Below are 17831 nucleotides of genomic sequence, written 5' to 3' on the forward strand. Positions count from 1 at the left end.
GCGGCACTTGACGGCGACCGGCTTGCCTTGACCCTGCCAAAACCCTACCGCATGGTTCGCGCCCGAATGCGACCGCAACCGAGAGCTCCCCGTTGAACGAATATTTCCTGCTGCCGCTGGCCTCGCTGCCCTTCCCCAACATCAACCCGATCCTCATCCAGATCGGGCCTCTGGCGGTGCATTGGTACGGCGTCGGCTATATCGTCGGCATCCTTTTTGCCTGGTGGTACGCCAAGCGGCTTGCCGCCAACCCGAAGCTATGGCCCGACGGCATCCTGCCGATGAAGCCGGAGGACCTCGATGATTTCATCGTCTGGGCAGCGATCGGCGTCGTGCTTGGCGGCCGCACCGGCTACGTGCTGTTCTACGACCTGGCGCGCTACATAGCGCATCCACTCGACATCTTCGCGGTCTGGCAAGGCGGCATGTCGTTTCATGGCGGCCTGCTCGGTGTCATCCTCGCCATGACGCTGTTTTCCATCAAGCGCGGCATCCGCACCTGGTCGCTGTTCGATGTCGTGGCCGCCGGCGTGCCGGTTGGGCTCGGCCTCGTGCGCGTCGCCAACTTCATCAATTCCGAGCTTTGGGGCCGGCCGACCGACGTGCCCTGGGCAATAGAATTCCCGAATGGCGGCCCCTTTACCCGCCATCCGAGCCAGCTCTACGAAGCCCTGCTCGAAGGCCTTGTGCTGTTTGTCGTGCTGCGCATCCTCACCCATTCGCGCCTCAAGCTGAAGACGCCGCGTTTTGTCGGCGGCGCCTTCATCTGCGGCTACGGCCTGTCGCGCATCTTCGTCGAATTCTTCCGCGAACCCGACCAGCAGCTCGGCTATCTCCTCGACACCAACTGGCTGACCATGGGCATGATCCTGTCGACGCCGATGGTGCTGGCCGGCATCTGGGCGATGGCTACAGCCAAGCCGGTGACGCAAGGACAGCCGCAGGCGACATGACGCGGCTCAAGACCCGCATCGTCGACCTGATCGAGGCGCTCGGCCCCCTTCCCGTCAACGAGTACATGGCGCTGTGCCTGTTCGACCCCGCGGACGGCTACTACACGACGCGCGAGCCGTTCGGCGCCGCCGGCGACTTCGTGACCGCGCCGGAGATCAGCCAGATGTTCGGCGAACTCGTCGCCGTCTGGCTTTACCAGGCTTGGGCAGCGATTGGCCGGCCGATGCCGGTCACCATCGCCGAGATCGGCCCTGGTCGCGGCACGCTGATGAAGGACATGCTGCGCACCCTGTCGCGACTCGATCCTGATCTGGCCAATGGCGCTGCATTCGCCATGATCGAGACCAGCCCGCGCCTGGCCGAGACCCAGAAACAGACGCTCGGCGCGACGCCCTTCGCGGTTCGCTGGCACGAGACCATCGAGACCTTGCCCGATCAGCCTTTGCTCATCGTCGGCAACGAATTGTTCGACGCCGTGCCGATTCGTCAGTTCGTCCGCGCCGGCGCCAGCTGGCGCGAGCGCATGGTCGGCCTCGACGACCAGAATGTCCTTTGCTTCTTCGCCGGCGCCGGCTCGGTCGACCCGACGCTGCTGCCCGTCGATGCGGCTGAAGCGCCGCAAGGCGCGATCGTCGAGGTGGCGCCGGCCCGCACCGCCCTGATGGCGGCCATTGCCGAGCGCATAGCCCGAAACAGTGGCGCCGGGCTGTTTCTCGACTATGGCCATCTCCGGCCGGGTGTCGGCGACACGCTGCAGGCCTTGCGCAAGCACAATCACGAAGATGTGCTGGCCAATCCCGGCGAAGCCGACCTCACCTCGCATGTCGATTTCGCCGCCCTGGCCGCGGTCGCGCGCGCATATGGTCTCGACGTCCATCTGTCGACGCAAGGCAATTTCCTGCTCGGCATGGGCATTCTCGAGCGCGCCGGCCGGCTTGGCGCCGATGCTGGCCAGGCTGGCCGCGACAAGATCACCGGTGATGTCGAGCGTCTTGCCGGACCGCAGGCCATGGGCGATCTGTTCAAGGTGCTTGCCGTGCTGCCGCGCGGTGTGACCATTCGGCCGTTTGCCACGGCGGATTGACTTTTCACCGCTGCCCCTCCCAATCTCCCGTCCGGTAAAAGAGCGGTCGAACCGCCGGCCGCTTGCTTCCGGACTTTTTCTTGACGAAACCGCCCACACGGACAACAACGCCCGCATGCTCACTCAGACCAAACCGGATCCCGTTCGGTCGCCGCTGCTGGACAAGGCGCAGGCACAAGGCATCCGCCACGGCTATTTCACCCGTAGAGGCGGTGTCTCGACCGGCATCTACCAAGGCCTCAACATCGGCACCGGGTCGGACGACGACAAGGCGCTGGTGGCCGAAAACCGCGCCCGCGTCGCTGCCTGGATGGGCGTGCCGACGAGCCATCTGTTGACCGCCTGGCAGATCCATTCCCCCGACGTCGTCGTCGCCCGGGAACCCTTTGCCGGCGAACGCCCCAAGGCCGATGCCATCGTCACCGACCGGCCGGGCATCGCCATCGGCGCCTCGACCGCCGACTGCGGCCCGGTGCTGTTTGCCGACGCCGGGGCGCGCATCATCGGCGCGGCGCATGCCGGCTGGAAAGGCGCCTTTACCGGCGTGCTGGAAAACACCATCGCCGCCATGGAGAGCCTGGGCGCCCGGCGCGAAAACATCGTCGCCGTGCTCGGCCCCTCGATCGGCCCCGACAATTACGAGGTCGGGCCGGAATTCGTCGCCCGCTTCGTCGAGGCCGACGCCGAAAACATCGGCTACTTCGCGCCCTCCGTCACATCAGGCCATGCCATGTTCGACCTCAACCGCTACACGGTCGATCGGCTTGCCAGGGCTGGCGTGATCGCCGAGGGCCTCGGCCGCTGCACCTACGCCGAGGAAGATTTGTTTTACTCCTACCGGCGCACCACGCACCGCAAGGAAGCCGATTACGGCCGGCAGGTTTCGGCCATCGTTTTGGAGAATGAATAATGGCGCTGCATTTTGAACGATCGGAATTTGACGCGAGGCGCGACCGGCTGATGATCGAGATGGCCGAGAAGAAGCTCGACGCCATCCTGCTGTTCGCGCAGGAAAGCATGTACTGGCTGACCGGCTACGACACGTTCGGCTTCTGCTTCTTCCAGTGCCTGGTGGTGAAGGCCGACGGCTCGATGGTGCTTTTGACCCGTTCGGCCGACCTGCGCCAGGCGCGTCACACCTCGATCATCGACAACATCGTGCTGTGGACCGACCGCAACGGCGCCAACCCGGCGGTCGACCTGCGCAATCTGCTTAACGACCTCGACCTGCTTGGCGCCCGCATCGGCGTCGAATACGACACCCATGGCCTGACCGCCTATAATGGCCGCCGGCTGGACGAGCAGTTGCAGACCTTCGGCCAGATTGCCGATGCCTCCGGCATTGTCGGCCGGCTGCGCCTGTTCAAGAGCCCGGCCGAGATCACCAAGGCCGAGAAGGCCGCCAATCTCTCCGACGACGCACTGGACGCAGCACTGCCGCTGATCAAGCAGGGCGGCGACGAGGCGCTGATCCTGGCCGCCATGCAGGGCGCGGTCTTTGCCGGCGGCGGCGACTATCCGGCCAACGAGTTCATCATCGGTTCGGGTGTCGATGCGCTGCTGTGCCGCTACAAGGCCGGCCGCCGCAAGCTCACCAAGAACGACCAGCTGACGCTTGAATGGGCCGGCGTCTTCCATCACTACCATGCGCCGATGATGCGCACTGTGCTGACCGGCAAGGTGTCGAAGCGCCATCAGGAACTGTTCGACGCCGCGCGCGCCGCCCTTCTGGCGGTGGAAAAGGCGATGACGCCGGGCAATACATTCGGCGACGTGTTCGACGCGCACGCCCGCACCATGGAGGCGCACGGCTTGACCAAGCACCGGCTCAACGCCTGCGGCTACTCCGTCGGCGCCCGTTTCACGCCGTCCTGGATGGACATGCCGATGTTCTACCAGGGCAACCCCGAGCCGATCGCGCCGCACATGACGCTGTTCGCCCACATGATCATCATGGATTCCGAGACCGAGACGGCAATGACGCTTGGCCGCACCTACCTGACCACCGAATCCCAGCCGAAGCCGCTTTCCCGCCATGATCTCGACTTGATCGTACAGTGAATCCATAATGGGAGGCGTTCTTCGCCAAGGAGTTAGAAGGCAAATGAGACGATCGCATGTGACGACCGTGTCATTGCTTGTGGCATTGGCTCTGGCTGCCTGCACCAACGCAAAGGACGTTCTCGAACCCTCCGCCATCACCCCGCCGGCGGCCTCCGCACAGCCCGCGCAGGGCAGCACGGCGGCCACAGTTCCCGCGACGTCACCAACTGCGCCTGCCACCACAACGGCCGGAGCCGCAACCACCACGGCACCGCTGACCTCGGCCCAAAGCGCTGCCATCCTGTCGAAGACCCGGCTGCAGATCGCACCGATCGTCGGCGCCTCGGTGGAAGCCGCCACTCCGCTGACCGCGGAACTGCAGACGCGCGCCAAGCAGCGTGGAATTACGCTTGCCGGCAGCGCCGACCAGACCGCAACCCATGTGCTGAAAGGCTATTTCTCGGCGATTTCCGAGGGCAAGGACACCACCGTCATCTATGTCTGGGACGTCTACGATCCCTCGGGTAACCGCCTGCACCGCATCAACGGTCAGATGAAGGCGCCTTCCGTCAATTCCGGCGCCGGCGCGGGCGCCGACAGCTGGAAGGCAGTCTCGCCGGCCACCATGCAGGCAATCGCCGACCAGACCATCGACCAGTTCGCTGCATTTCTTGGCGGCAAGGCAGGGTGAAGTGTTGCCGGTCAGCGATGGCGCGAAGTTTTCCTAACTTAGCCGGCGGATTCCCGATCTCGGCGCTTGCAATACCGGCGCGGGCCGCTAAAAGCCCGGTTAAAAGGTACGGGAGAGTCTGTCCGGGCTTTCCTTCCTCCACCAGGAACGGTGCATGAAACTCTTCGCGGGCAATTCCAACAGGGTGCTGGCCGAAGCGGTCGCCCGCTATCTCAACATCCCGCTGGGCAAGGCCAGTGTCAGGCGCTTCGCCGACCAGGAAATCTTCGTCGAAATCCAGGAAAACGTGCGCGGCGAGGATGTCTTCATCCTCCAGTCGACCTCATTCCCGACCAACGATCACCTGATGGAACTGCTCATCATGATCGACGCCTTCATGCGCTCCTCGGCCAAGCGTATCACAGCGGTGATTCCCTATTTCGGCTATGCCAGGCAGGATCGCCGGGCATCGGGCCGCACGCCGATCTCGGCCAAGCTGGTCGCCAACATGATCACCCGCGCCGGCGTCGACCGCGTTTTGACGCTCGACCTGCATGCCGGCCAGATCCAGGGCTTCTTTGACATCCCGACCGACAATCTGTTTTCCGTGCCGGTAATGGCTCGCGACGTGAAGGCCAAATACAAGCAGCTCGGCAATGTCGTCGTCGTGTCGCCCGATATTGGCGGCGTGGTACGCGCGCGCGCGCTGGCCAAGCGCTTCGACGCGCAACTCGCCATCGTCGACAAGCGCCGCGAGCGCCCGGGCGAATCGGAAGTCATGAACATCATCGGCGCGGTCGCCGGCAAGGATTGCCTGCTGATCGACGACATCGTCGATTCCGGCGGCACGCTGTGCAACGCTGCCGATGCGCTCTTGGCCAACGGCGCCACCAGCGTCACCGCCTATATCACCCATGGCGTGCTGTCGGGCGGCGCTGTGGCCCGCATCAGTGGCTCGAAGCTGCAGGAACTGGTGATCACCGATTCCATCCAGCCGACGCAAGGCGTGCTCGACGCGCCGAACATCCGCGTCATCTCGATCGCCGACCTGATGGGCGAAGCGATTTCGCGCACGGCGACCGAGGAATCGGTGTCGAGCCTGTTCGATTAGTCTAGGCTACAGGACCTTCCAGCCGCGTCGGCACGTTTGGCCGACGAACACTTTCGCCATTGTCGCGCGCGCCGCGCATATAGCCGCGCGGCGAGGAGCCCAGCATGCGCTTGAACATGGTGATGAAGGCCGGCACACTGTCATAGCCCAAGTCGAGCGCCACCCGGGTGATCGGCTCGCCATCGGCGAGCCGCGGCAGCGCCGCGAACAGGCAGGCCTGCTGGCGCCATGTCGACAGCGACAGGCCGGTCTGGCGCTGGAAGGCGCGCGTGAAGGAGCGCCGGCTCATGCCGGCGGCGTCAGCCCATTCGTCGATCGTCGCATGCGGCGAAGGTGCCGCGACGAAGCGCCGGCACAGCATCGCCAGCCTTGGATCGGACGGGAACGGCAGGCCGAGCGGCCGTTCCGGCAAGGTCGGGATCTCATGCAGCAACAGCTTCATGATCAACCCGCCGCGCCCTTCCAGCTCGCCGCCTTGCGGCAGTTTCTCCGATTCCACGATCAGGCTGTGCATCAGCTCGGTAACGCCGACGACGCGCAAGCCTTCCGGCAGGCCGGGGATCGCGCCCGGCATGACATAGACCGAGCGCATCGAGACATCGCCCAGCATCTCGACCGAATGCTCGATGCCGGCCGGAATCCACATCGCGTGGTCTGGCGGCACCATCCAGCGCCCGTGCCGCGTCGTCACCAGCACGACGCCGACCAGCGCGTGCAGCAACTGGCTGCGGCTGTGGCGGTGCTGCGGCACGTGGTAACCGTCGGGATATTCGGTCGGCAACGCCACCGCCGGCCCGGCAACCTCCTCCAGCCATTGCCAGCGGCTCCGGTGCAATTGGCCGAGATCGGCATTGCCGGCGCGGAAGATTTCCTTGCCATGTGGCATCGGCTATGGCCCACTTGCGAAACTATTGGACCAAACCACGAAAGAAGTCGCGCGGCAAGCGGCTTATAAGGCAACCGTCCCCAAGGCGGCCGGGCCGCCAGCTTGCCCTGCGGGCGCGCCCGCCAAAAAGACCACGGAGCCTGCCTTGACCGATACGACAGCCGCCAGCGTCGCGCCACCAGCGAGCGCCAGTCACGCCTCAGCCCAGGCGACGGCCTTCACCGTCATCCTGGCGGTGAGCTTCTGCCATTGCATCAACGACATCATGCAGTCGCTGCTATCGGCCATTTATCCCTTGCTGAAACAGAATTACGGCCTCGATTTCTGGCAGATCGGCCTGCTGACCTTCACGTTCCAGGTGACGGCATCGCTGCTGCAGCCGGTGATCGGCATGGTCACCGACAAGCGGCCGATGCCCTATTCGCTACCCTACGGCATGGCCTCGTCACTCATCGGCCTGGTCGTGCTGGCCTATGCCGGGCACTACTATCTTCTGCTGATCGGCGCCTCGCTGATCGGCATCGGCTCGGCGATCTTCCATCCCGAATCCTCGCGCATCGCGCGCTTTGCTTCCGGCGGCCGGTTTGGCTTGGCGCAATCGCTGTTCCAGGTCGGCGGCAATTTCGGCCAGTCGATGGGGCCGTTGCTGGCCGCCTTCATCGTCGTGCCCTTCGGCCAGACCAGCATCGCCTGGTTCGCCGTCGGCTCGCTGATCGGCATTGTCGTTCTGTGGCAGGTCGGCGGCTGGTACAGCCGGCTGCGCGCAGCGCAAGGCACCCGCAAGGCGGCGAGCTTCGTCTCGCCCTTCCCGCGCCGCAAGGTGATGAACGCATTGATCGTGCTGACCTTGCTGGTGCTGAGCAAGAACGCCTACATCGCCAGCCTCGCCAGCTACTACACCTTCTACTCCATCCATAAGTTCGGCGTGTCGGTGCAGATGAGCCAGGTGATGCTGTTCCTGTTCCTCGGCGCCTCGGCGCTGGGCATCCTGCTCGGTGGCCCGTTCGGCGACCGCTATGGACAGAAGGCGATGATCTGGTTCTCGATCGTCGGCGTACTGCCCTTCACGCTGGCGCTGCCCTACGCCAATTTGGAATGGACGATGGTGCTGACCGTGCTGATCGGCCTCATCTTGTCGTCGGCCTTCTCAAACATCGTCGTCTTCGCGCAGGAACTGGTGCCGGGCCGCGTCGGCATGATCGCCGGCATCTTCTTCGGCTTCGCCTTCGGCATGGGCGGTATCGCAGCCGCCGTGCTCGGCGTCGTCGCCGACATGAAGGGCATCGATTTCGTCTTCCAGATCTGCTCGTATTTGCCGCTGCTTGGCCTTCTGACCGTGTTCCTGCCCAACATGAAGGAAGCAAGGAAGGCCCAGGCTGCCTAGATTCAGCTAACCTTGAATTGATGCAGAAAGGCACCCGCCAAATGGCGGGTGCCTTTCTTCATTCTCAGAGAAATCAAGCCTTGAAGAAGTTCAAAAGGTCGGCGTTGATGACATCCGCATGGGTGGTCGCCATACCGTGCGGGAAACCCTTGTAGACCTTGAGCTCGCCCTTCTTGAGCAGCTTGATCGACAACAGCGCCGAGTCGGCGATCGGAACGATCTGGTCGTCGTCGCCATGCATGACCAGCACCGGCACGTCGATCGCCTTCAAATCCTCGGTGAAGTCGGTTTCCGAGAAAGCCTTGATGCAATCATAGTGCGCCTTGGTGCCGCCCATCATGCCCTGGCGCCACCAATTGTCGATGACGCCCTGCGAGACTTCGGCGCCCGGACGGTTGAAGCCGTAGAACGGGCCAGCCGGGACATCCCGGTAAAGCTGGGCACGGTTGGCTGCGACACCGGAGCGGAAACCGTCGAAGACCTCGATCGGCAGGCCGCCGGGATTGGCTGCGGTCTTGAGCATGATCGGCGGCACAGCGCCGACCAGCACCGCCTTGGCGACGCGGCCGCCCGAGCCGTACTTGGCGACATAGCGCGCCACCTCGCCGCCGCCGGTCGAATGGCCGACATGTATGGCGTTCTTGAGGTCGAGATGCGCCGCGAGTTCAGCCACATCCGCCGCATAGGTGTCCATCTCATTGCCGATATCCGTCTGGGTCGAGCGGCCATGGCCGCGCCGGTCATGGGCAATGACGCGGTAGCCTTGCGCCAGGAAGAACAACATCTGGGCATCCCAGTCGTCGCTGCTCAACGGCCAGCCATGATGGAAGACGATGGGCTGACCGGTTCCCCAGTCCTTGTAGAAAATCTGCGTGCCGTCCTTGGTGGTGATCGTGCCGCTGCCGGAACCGGATTTCGTCTGCGAAGCCATCTCAATCTCCTTTGATTGTTGTCGCGGTAAACAATATCGCGACATCGATATTGCTAGCGCAGCCCTGGACCCTTGTCTACAAAAATATGTATCGCGATATCATTTTTCGTGGTATCGAATTTCCTGCGTCGGCAAAAGGAACGCGTCGTGCCTCTCCCGTTGGACAACCAGCTCTGTTTCACGCTCTACGCCACCTCGATGGCGATCAATCGCACCTACAAGCCGATGCTGGACGAGATGGGGATCACCTATCCGCAATATCTCGTGCTCAACGCGCTTGCCGAGGCCGACGGCATGTCGGTCGGCAGGGTCGCCCACCGGCTCGCTTTGGAATCGAGCACGATCACGCCACTGGTCAAGCGCATGGAACAGGCCGGCCTTGTGACCCGCCAGCGCAGCCATACCGACGAGCGCCAGGTGCAGGTCGACCTCACAGTCGCCGGGCGCGAGCTGCTTGTCCAGTGCAATTGCCTGAACGAGACCTTGATCGAACGCTCCGGCATGACGCTGGCGCAACTTGATGCGCTGAACCGGCAAATCCAGGCGCTGCGGGATGCGCTGGGTGGCGACCGCTAGCCATTTCGATCCAGCCGTAACTAGCTTTTCTCCCGAAACCCCCAGACGCCTGGAAAGCGCTCTGAGAAGGCGCCTGGAGCCATCGACCGGCCGCGACAGACGCCAGCCCGGCCGAAGGCCTGCGATCACGAAGCGGTGACGGCTGTAACGCACGCTCGGTAGCTTGCGAAGACTGGACATAGGCGTCCGGTAAAGCACTTGCGGCGCGTCCCGGCCGAAATCCCGGCGCGATCTGCCAACCTCTCAAGGAATCCACGATCATGTTGAATAGGCGTACTTTTTCCACCGCGCTCGTCGCCGGGGTGGCGACGAGCATACTGGCCGGCTCCGCCAAGGCGCGAGCCCAGACGAGCTCCAAGATTCGCCCCAGGGTCCGCAACGTCGTCCTCGTCCATGGCGCTTATGCCGATGGCTCGTGCTGGTCGGAGGTGGTTGGCCTGCTGCAGCAGGCCGGCTTCAATGCAACCGTCGTCCAGCACCCGCTGACCACGCTGGAGGCAGGCGTCGAGGCAACGCGCCGTGCGATCGCTCTCCAGGATGGACCGACGATACTTGTCGGCCACTCCTTTGCCGGCATGATCGTCAGCGAGGCGGGGGCGGATCCAAAAGTGTCGTCGCTCGTCTATGTCGCGGCGCGCGCGCCCGATGCCGGCGAAGACTACACGGCGCTCGCCAAGACGTTCGCGCCGCCGCCCGCCTCGGCGGGCCTTGTCTGGTCGGCGGGCTATGGCAAGCTCAGCGAGGAGGCTTTCCTGCGGGACTTCGCCGGTGGTATTCCTCGCGAGAAGGCGCGCATCCTCTATGCCGTCCAGGGGCCGATCTCGGATCAGCTTTTCTCCGGAAAGACAACCCAGGCGGCCTGGCGCTCAAAGCCGAGCTGGTATGCCGTCTCGACCGAGGACCGCACCATCAACCCGGATCTCGAGCGCTTCATGGCCAAACGCATGAACGCCAAGACCATCGAGGTGAAGGCAAGTCATTTGTCGCTGATCTCTCACCCGCGTGAGATCACCCAGCTCATCTCGGAAGCCGCTGGGCAGCTCAGCTAGCGAGGTTGGTCCCGGGGCGGTATGAAGTTCAACCGCTTCGGCGACCGGCTCGTTTGAAATGTTGCAACCCCAAGCCGACCGGCCAGCCGGGAATGCTGAGCCGCATGAGGTGCCCGCAGGCGCCTCCAGCCTCCGGCTTGCACCTCCGGCCGCCTTCCGCTATAGAGCCGCCACCCGCGTAGACACCCTTGGAGGCAACGCGGCGGAAGGCTGCCTTCCCTTGTGATCCCGAACAAAGCTCCGTCTCAAAGCGGGTGCCCTCATTCGGACATCCAGGTCTGGCGGCTTTCGACGTTTACGGCTTGGGCACATTGCCTGCCGCAAACGCTCCATAACACGCGAAAGGAAAAGCCATGAGCCACGATACTTACGAGCTCAAGGCCGAAGCGCGCGAACAGGTCGGTAAGGGGTCCGCCCGTGCAGTTCGCCGCAACGGTAAAGTGCCTGCAGTAATCTATGGTGACAAGCAGCCTCCCCTGGCGATCGCTCTCACCTACAAGGACATCTACTACAAGATCCACGGCGGCGGGTTCCTGACCACGATCGCCACGATCGATGTCGACGGCAAGAAGATCCAGGTCCTGCCGAAGGACTTCCAGCTCGACCCGGTCAAGGATTTCCCTGTCCATGTCGACTTCCTGCGCATCGGCAAGGACACCGAAGTCAATGTCGACGTGCCTGTCCACTTCATCAATGAGGACAAGTCGCCCGGCATCAAGCGCGGCGGCGTGCTCAACATCGTGCGTCACGAAGTCGAGTTCCACTGCCCGGCCAATGCGATCCCGGAATTCATCACCATCGATCTCACCGGCACCAACATCGGCGATTCGATCCACATCTCGGCGGTCAAGCTGCCGGCCGGCGTCAAGCCGGTCATCTCCGATCGCGACTTCACCATCGCGACCATTGCCGGTTCGTCGGCGATGAAGCCGGAGGCTGAGGAGACGGTCGAAGCGGCTGCACCTGAAGCGGCTCCTGCCGCCGAAGAGAAGTAACTCTTTCCCGCCCGGAGCAGACGATGCTTGTCTTTGCAGGCCTCGGCAATCCGGGCGCGAAATACGCTGGCAACCGGCACAATGTCGGTTACATGGCGGCGGACGCTATCGCCCGCCGCCATTCCTTTTCGCCCTGGTCGAAGAAATTCCAGGGCCTGATTTCGGAAGGCACGCTCGGCGGCGAGAAGATCGTCCTGATCAAGCCACAGACCTTCATGAACCTGTCCGGCCAATCGGTCGGCGAAGCGCTGCGCTTCTACAAGCTCGAGCTTTCCGCCCTCACCGTCTTCTATGACGAGATCGACCTTGCCGAGGGCAAGCTGCGCATCAAGACCGGCGGCGGCGCTGGCGGCCACAACGGCATCCGCTCGATCGACGGCCATGTCGGCAACGCCTATCGCCGCGTGCGCATCGGCGTCGGCCATCCCGGCGTCAAGGAAATGGTCCAGCACCATGTGCTCGGCGATTTCGACAAAGCCGACCGCGAATGGCTCGATCCCTTGCTCGATGCGATCGCCGACAACGCCGCCATGATCGTCAAGGGCGACGAATCCGGCTTCATGAACAAGGCGGCCCTTGCCGTCCAGGGCAAGGCCGCACCCGAGCCGGACAAGCCGGCGCCGAAACAGGCGCCCAAGCAGCAGAGCCACATCCGCCAGGCACGCTCGCAGCAGGCGCCCGCCAAACTGCCTGAGACCGGGCCGATGGCGGCGATGCTGAAGAAGCTGTTCGGAAAAGACTGAAGCGACCGGCGCCGCCTGACCATACAGGCAGCGCCGACCCGCAGAACTACATCGCGCCGACGGCCATGCCCTTGGTCGTCTCATCGATGGCATCCTTCACCAGCGCGATCGCCTTGACGCGGACCGCCCTTGTCCGGCAAGGCCGCCTAAAGCTGGTTGAGCGCGGCCTGGAGATCATTCAGCGCCTTGTTCATCTGCCGTTCAGAACTCCCTCTATGGTGAAGCTGTCGTCACGCGACATCGCTAAATTAGCCCGCGCCGGCATCACGCCGTATTGACGAACGCGTGATCGGCGGCCGGCGCCGGCCCGCCTTGCCGGCAGGCGACGTCCCACGCTAGCACTGGCGCGTACTGGCAAGATCGGTGGCAGTGAGACCGGCATGGCGGATGATGTTTCGGATCTGACCGGGGAGGCCAGGCAGCTGGGCCTGGCGGGCGATTTCGGTGCGGCCCATCGGCTGATCGACCGGGCCACGGTTCTTGCCGGCGAGGACCCCACCAGGCGGGCGGCATGCACCATTGAGCGCGGCCGGCTGTACAATTCCGCCGGACAGCGGGATCTGGCGCGGCTGCTGTTTGAGGAGGCATGGCGGCGGGCACGAGAGGCACGGGCGCATGTGCTGGCGGCCGATGCGGCCCACATGATCGCCATCGTCGGAACACTCGACGACGCCGTCGAATGGACCGCGATTGGCCTTGCCTATGTCGGCGAACATCCGCAAGCAGAGCCATGGCGCGGCCCCCTACTGAACAATCTCGGCTGGTCCTATTTCGATGCCGGCCGGTTCGACGATGCATTGCCTGTCTTCGAGCAGGCGGTGGAGGTGCGGCAGTCGCGCGGCCAGGCCCGGGAGCTGCGCATCGCCCGCTACGCGGTCGTCAGGACGCTGCGCGCGCTTGGTCGCCTCGATGAGGCCCGGCGGCTTGCCGAGGAGACGGCCGACGCGGCACGAACCGCTGGCGATCAGGCGCCTTACATTCATGAGGAACTGGCTGAGTGCCATGCCGGACTAGGCGACATGAACCGCGCGCGCTCGAGCGCGCGGCACGCCCTGGCCGTTCTCGGGGACGATCCCGCCTTTGTCAGCCGGGAACCCCGCCGGCTCGCCAGACTGCAAGAATTGGCAGGCTGAACGCCGGCCATAGGTTTGCCTTCGCCGGGCCACCCATCCCGCTGGGGGCTTGACGTTGATCACCCCTATCGCCCATAGCCCTCATCAAATTTCGCTTTTCCCGATAGGACTGGACACAATGGGTTTCAAATGCGGCATCGTTGGCTTGCCCAACGTCGGCAAGTCGACGCTCTTCAACGCGCTGACCAGGACGGCGGCGGCGCAGGCCGCCAACTATCCGTTCTGCACCATCGAACCGAACACCGGCGAAGTCGCGGTGCCCGACCCGCGCCTGCAGAAGATCGCGGCCATCGGCAAGTCCAAGGAGATCATCCCGACCCGCATCTCCTTCGTCGACATTGCCGGCCTGGTGCGTGGCGCCTCGAAGGGCGAAGGGCTGGGCAACCAGTTCCTCGCCAACATCCGCGAGGTCGACGCCATCGTGCATGTGCTGCGTTGCTTCGAGGATGACGACATCACCCATGTCGAAGGTCGCATCGACCCCGTCGCCGACGCCGAGACGGTCGAGACCGAGCTGATGCTCGCCGACCTCGACAGCCTCGAGCGCCGCATCGTCCAGATCCGCAAGCGTGCCGGCAGCAAGGACAAGGAAGCCACCACCGTGCTGCCGATGATGGAGGCCGCGCTCGAACTGCTGCAGGCCGGCAAGCCGACCCGTGTATTGCTCAAAGGTATTTCTGCCGAAGATTTGCGCATCCTGCAGGGCTTGAATCTTCTGACCTCGCACCCTGTGCTCTATGTCTGCAATGTCGCGGAGGCCGATGCCGCCACCGGCAACGAGCACACCAGGGCCGTGGAAAAGATGGCCGCCGCGCAAGGCGCCGGTACGGTTGTGATCTCGGCCGCGATCGAGGCCGAAGTCGCCCAGCTCTCCGACGAGGAAGAGATGGAATTCCTGTCCTCGCTCGGCCTCGACGAACCGGGCCTGAACAAGGTCATCCGCGCCGGCTACGAGCTTTTGCATCTCATCACCTATTTCACCGTCGGGCCGAAGGAGACGCGCGCCTGGACCATCCACAAGGGCGACAAGGCACCTCAGGCCGCCGGCGTCATCCACACGGATTTCGAACGCGGCTTCATCCGCGCCCAGACCATCGCCTACAACGACTTCGTCACGCTGGGCGGCGAAGTGGCGGCCAAGGAAGCCGGCAAGGCGCGCGACGAAGGCAAGGAATATGTCGTCCAGGACGGCGACATCATGCTGTTCAAGTTCAATACCTGACGCCTCAAGCGGCAGACAATGCCCAGCCGTCCTCTGGAAGCCGACCTGCCGGACGGGTTCCGTGCGTTGGTTTCCGGCTATCGCTGGCACCGGCAGACCATCGGCCAGTCACAGGCCGGCGTGTTCCGGCTGGCGGCCGACGACAAGCCGGCCCTGTTCCTGAAATGCGAGCGCAGCGGCCCCTTTGCCGAACTCGCCGATGAAGCCGCGCGGTTACGCTGGCTTGCCGGACAAGGCATTGCCTGCCCTGATGTGATCGCCCTGGAAAGCCATGCCGGTCACGACTGGCTGCTGATGTCGGCCGTCGCCGGCGAGGATCTGGCGTCGGCAGCGATCGAGCCGGCTGACGTCGTCGGCGTCATGGCCAGTGCACTTCGCGGCCTGCATGCAATCGATATCGCCTCCTGTCCCTTCGACCATCGCCTCGACCAGCGGATCGCCGCGGCGCGGGCTCGCATGGAAGCCGGCGAGGTCGACGAGAGCGATTTCGATGACGAGAGGCAGGGCTGGACCGCCGCCGAGGCCTTCGCCGGGCTTCTGGCGCTCCGACCGGCAACCGAGGACCTTGTCGTCACCCATGGCGACGCCTGCTTGCCGAATGTCATGGCGGCCGAAGGCCGCTTCAGCGGTTTCATCGATTGCGGCCGGCTGGGCGTGGCGGATCGCCATCAGGATCTGGCGCTCGCCTGCTGGAGCATCCGCTACAATCTCGGCGAGGCGTGGATAGAGCCTTTTCTCGAACGATACGGGCCGCCGGAAACCGAGCCGGCGAAGCTTTCCTGGTATCGGCTGCTCGACGAGTTTTTCTAAATGACCAAGGTCGGCCCCACCGCCAGGGCTTGTCTTGATTTTGTCATGGCACGGGTCTAAGCGGCTGGCACACGGTCGCGCACACGACGAAGAGCCGTGCAATCCGACACGACGCGCAATCCGTACGCACCTTCGCAGGGGAGATCTGGCGATGATCAAGGCATTTGTCGTGGACAATGATCGCCTGCGCGTCGTCGACGATCTGCTGGCGGATGGCGATCGGGTCGTCTGGGCCGACCTCATCAGTCCGACCAAGGAGGAAGAGGCCACCATCGAAAGCTGGCTCGGCGTCGCCATCCCGACCCGCGAGGAGATGGAGGAGATCGAGATTTCGAGCCGCCTCTATATCGAGGACGGCGCCTACTTCATGACCGCCACTTTGCCGGCCCAGACCGAGGTCGACGACCCCCTGATGTCGCCGGTCACCTTCGCGCTCGCCGGCAAAAGGCTGATCACCATTCGCTATCATGAACCCAAGGCCTTCAAGACCTTCCCGCTGCGCGCCGAGAAGGTGGCGACAGGCTGCACCAGCGGCGACACCATCCTGATCGGCCTCCTGGAAGCGATCGTCGACCGCCTTGCCGACATACTCGAACGCGCCGGCCGCGACATCGAGGGGATCTCGCGCGATATCTTCGAAGCACGTTCGACCAAGGTGTCGAAGCGCAACCGCGACTTCCAGGAACTCCTGAAAGCCATCGGCCGCAAGGAGGACATCGCCTCCTCGATCCGCGACAGCCTGATCTCCCTGCAGCGCCTTGCCGGCTTCCTCGCCCATGTCGCGACCCAGACCAAGATGAGCAAGGACGTCCGCGCCCGCATCAAGACCTTGTCGCGCGATGTGCTGTCGCTTGCCGACCACGCCACCTTCCTGTCGCAGAAGATCTCCTTCCTGCTCGACGCCACGCTGGGCATGATCTCGATCGAGCAGAACGCCATCATCAAGATCTTCTCGGTCGCCGCCGTCATCTTCCTGCCGCCGACGCTGGTCGCCTCGATCTACGGCATGAATTTCGACGTCATTCCCGAGCTGAAATGGCAGCTCGGCTATCCCTTCGCCATCGGCCTGATGATCCTGTCGGCGATCCTGCCCTTCTGGTATTTCCGCCGCCGCGGCTGGCTCTGAGCGCAGCCGCCCCGCCTGCTGCCTCAGGCTGGCTCACCAGAAAGGACTTGACCAAAACGCTGCCGGCCTGCATCCGGGTTGCCCGATCTCTGGGGATTTAACCGGATTGCCGACATGACCGGAAAAACATGGGCCTATGAGGATTTCGTCGAGGGTGCCTCGTTCGACCTCGGCACCAAACAGGTAAGCGCGGCCGAGATCATCGAATTCGCCAGCGAATTCGATGCCCAGCCGATGCATCTCGACGAGGAAGCCGGCAAGGCCAGCATTCTGGGCGGCCTGTCGGCCTCGGGCTGGCACACCTGCGCCATGTTCATGCGCATGCTGTGCGATGCCTTCCTTTTGGACTCCACCTGCCAAGGCGCGCCCGGCGTCGATCAGGTCAGGTGGAAGAAACCGGTCCTGGCCGGTGATACGCTGAAAGGCAAGCTGGTTGTCCTGGCCAAACGCCCGTCGAAATCGAAGCCGCAACTCGGCTTCGTCACCATGCGCAGCGAGCTGATCAACCAGCGTGGCGAAAGCGTTTTCGAGCTCGAGAATTCCGTCATGTTCCTGACGCGTGATGCCGCGGGGAATGCCGCATGACCCTGGATGAATTCTTCCGCATCGGCACCACGATGACGCTGGGCTCGCACACATTCGAAGTCGAGGCGATCAAGGCGTTCGCGCGCAAATACGACCCGCAGATCTTCCATATTGACGAGGAAGCCGCGAAGAAGAGCGTGCTCGGCGGGCTCTGCGCCTCCGGCTGGCACACCGCCGCCACCTGGATGAAGCTCAACCTCGAAGCGAGCATGGATGCCGAGGGCGCCAACTGGAACGGCCCCGGCCCGGTCCCGGAATTCGGCCCCTCGCCTGGTTTCAAGAACCTGAAATGGTTGAAGCCGGTCTTCGCTGGCGAGACCGTCACCTTCAGCCGCACCGCGCTGTCCCACCGCCCCATCGCCTCGCGCCCCGGCTGGCGAATGCTGTCGCTGCGCGCCGAAGCTTTCGATTCAACCGGCGACAAGGTGCTGGAGTTCGACAGCGCCGTGCTGGTGAAGGTGGAGTGAGGAGGCTCGCCCTCCCTTCTCCCCTTGTGGGAGAAGGTGGCCTCGCGAAGCGAGGTCGGATG

Annotated in this window: 20 protein-coding genes; 18 read left to right on the plus strand and 2 right to left on the minus strand. The window is 64.0% G+C overall.

From position 1 onward, the window contains the following. The first annotated feature begins 92 nt into the window (after window positions 1-92). The 6 genes from lgt to AC04SF_RS28760 all read left to right on the plus strand — a co-directional run bounded on the left by lgt (window position 93) and on the right by AC04SF_RS28760 (window position 5862). A complete protein-coding gene (gene lgt, locus AC04SF_RS28735; protein WP_488480520.1) occupies window positions 93-953 on the plus strand; it encodes a prolipoprotein diacylglyceryl transferase in 861 nt (286 codons plus the stop codon). Next, the gene (locus tag AC04SF_RS28740) at window positions 950-2038 is read left to right on the plus strand and encodes a class I SAM-dependent methyltransferase (RefSeq protein ID WP_488480521.1); all 1089 of its coding nucleotides are present in this window, start codon (window positions 950-952) and stop codon (window positions 2036-2038) included. The genes lgt and AC04SF_RS28740 overlap by 4 nt, the downstream gene beginning before the upstream one ends. A gap of 115 nt (window positions 2039-2153) precedes the next feature. After that, window positions 2154-2948: a peptidoglycan editing factor PgeF gene (pgeF, locus tag AC04SF_RS28745; protein WP_488480522.1), complete on the plus strand. Its 795-nt coding sequence runs from the start codon at window positions 2154-2156 to the stop codon at window positions 2946-2948. Beyond that, window positions 2948-4099 (plus strand): M24 family metallopeptidase, encoded by a 1152-nt coding sequence (locus AC04SF_RS28750; protein ID WP_096449315.1) that lies wholly within the window; start codon window positions 2948-2950, stop codon window positions 4097-4099. The genes pgeF and AC04SF_RS28750 overlap by 1 nt, the downstream gene beginning before the upstream one ends. 43 nt (window positions 4100-4142) lie before the next feature. Next, window positions 4143-4772, plus strand: a complete 630-nt coding sequence (locus tag AC04SF_RS28755) for a hypothetical protein (RefSeq protein ID WP_488480523.1) — start codon at window positions 4143-4145, stop codon at window positions 4770-4772. A gap of 154 nt (window positions 4773-4926) precedes the next feature. Then, entirely contained in the window at window positions 4927-5862 is a 936-nt protein-coding gene (locus AC04SF_RS28760) for a ribose-phosphate pyrophosphokinase (RefSeq protein ID WP_019860650.1), read from the plus strand. 1 nt (window position 5863) lies between these two features. On the opposite strand, the gene AC04SF_RS28765 is transcribed toward AC04SF_RS28760, so the two are convergent. Beyond that, window positions 5864-6748, minus strand: coding sequence for an AraC family transcriptional regulator (locus AC04SF_RS28765; protein WP_488480524.1), 885 nt, complete (start codon window positions 6746-6748; stop codon window positions 5864-5866). Window positions 6749-6893: 145 nt separating this feature from the next. Here AC04SF_RS28765 and AC04SF_RS28770 point away from each other — a divergent pair, with 145 nt between their 5' ends. After that, on the plus strand, window positions 6894-8132 hold the full coding sequence (locus tag AC04SF_RS28770) for an MFS transporter (protein ID WP_488480525.1): 1239 nt from the start codon (window positions 6894-6896) through the stop codon (window positions 8130-8132). Window positions 8133-8205: 73 nt separating this feature from the next. Here the strand turns inward: AC04SF_RS28770 and AC04SF_RS28775 are convergent, their stop codons facing one another. After that, window positions 8206-9063 (minus strand): alpha/beta fold hydrolase, encoded by an 858-nt coding sequence (locus AC04SF_RS28775; RefSeq protein ID WP_488480526.1) that lies wholly within the window; start codon window positions 9061-9063, stop codon window positions 8206-8208. 147 nt (window positions 9064-9210) lie between these two features. Between AC04SF_RS28775 and AC04SF_RS28780 the strand changes: the two genes are divergently transcribed. From AC04SF_RS28780 to AC04SF_RS28830, 11 genes are all read left to right on the plus strand, one after another. After that, a complete protein-coding gene (locus tag AC04SF_RS28780) occupies window positions 9211-9639 on the plus strand; it encodes a MarR family winged helix-turn-helix transcriptional regulator (protein ID WP_488480527.1) in 429 nt (142 codons plus the stop codon). Window positions 9640-9896: 257 nt separating this feature from the next. Next, complete coding sequence (locus AC04SF_RS28785) at window positions 9897-10688, plus strand: alpha/beta fold hydrolase (protein WP_488480620.1); 792 nt, start codon at window positions 9897-9899, stop codon at window positions 10686-10688. Between the two features lie 353 nt (window positions 10689-11041). After that, window positions 11042-11683, plus strand: coding sequence for a 50S ribosomal protein L25/general stress protein Ctc (locus AC04SF_RS28790; protein ID WP_096449327.1), 642 nt, complete (start codon window positions 11042-11044; stop codon window positions 11681-11683). A gap of 23 nt (window positions 11684-11706) precedes the next feature. Further along, window positions 11707-12426, plus strand: coding sequence for an aminoacyl-tRNA hydrolase (gene pth / locus AC04SF_RS28795; RefSeq protein WP_488480528.1), 720 nt, complete (start codon window positions 11707-11709; stop codon window positions 12424-12426). 86 nt (window positions 12427-12512) lie between these two features. Then, window positions 12513-12704, plus strand: coding sequence for a hypothetical protein (locus tag AC04SF_RS28800; RefSeq protein ID WP_488480529.1), 192 nt, complete (start codon window positions 12513-12515; stop codon window positions 12702-12704). Window positions 12705-12806: 102 nt separating this feature from the next. Continuing rightward, complete coding sequence (locus tag AC04SF_RS28805; RefSeq protein WP_488480530.1) at window positions 12807-13559, plus strand: tetratricopeptide repeat protein; 753 nt, start codon at window positions 12807-12809, stop codon at window positions 13557-13559. 118 nt (window positions 13560-13677) lie between these two features. Then, window positions 13678-14781 (plus strand): redox-regulated ATPase YchF, encoded by a 1104-nt coding sequence (gene ychF, locus AC04SF_RS28810; RefSeq protein WP_096449332.1) that lies wholly within the window; start codon window positions 13678-13680, stop codon window positions 14779-14781. Window positions 14782-14799: 18 nt separating this feature from the next. Then, a complete protein-coding gene (locus tag AC04SF_RS28815; protein WP_488480531.1) occupies window positions 14800-15591 on the plus strand; it encodes an APH(3')-II family aminoglycoside O-phosphotransferase in 792 nt (263 codons plus the stop codon). Window positions 15592-15742: 151 nt separating this feature from the next. Further along, window positions 15743-16717, plus strand: coding sequence for a magnesium/cobalt transporter CorA (corA, locus tag AC04SF_RS28820; RefSeq protein ID WP_488480532.1), 975 nt, complete (start codon window positions 15743-15745; stop codon window positions 16715-16717). A gap of 114 nt (window positions 16718-16831) precedes the next feature. After that, complete coding sequence (locus AC04SF_RS28825) at window positions 16832-17302, plus strand: MaoC family dehydratase (RefSeq protein WP_488480533.1); 471 nt, start codon at window positions 16832-16834, stop codon at window positions 17300-17302. Next, window positions 17299-17769 carry a MaoC family dehydratase gene (locus AC04SF_RS28830; RefSeq protein ID WP_488480534.1) on the plus strand — a complete coding sequence of 157 codons (471 nt, stop codon included), beginning with the start codon at window positions 17299-17301 and terminating at the stop codon, window positions 17767-17769. Before AC04SF_RS28825 ends, AC04SF_RS28830 begins: the two co-directional genes overlap by 4 nt. Window positions 17770-17831 lie beyond the last annotated feature (62 nt).

Source organism: Mesorhizobium sp. CNPSo 4671, assembly GCF_057784245.1.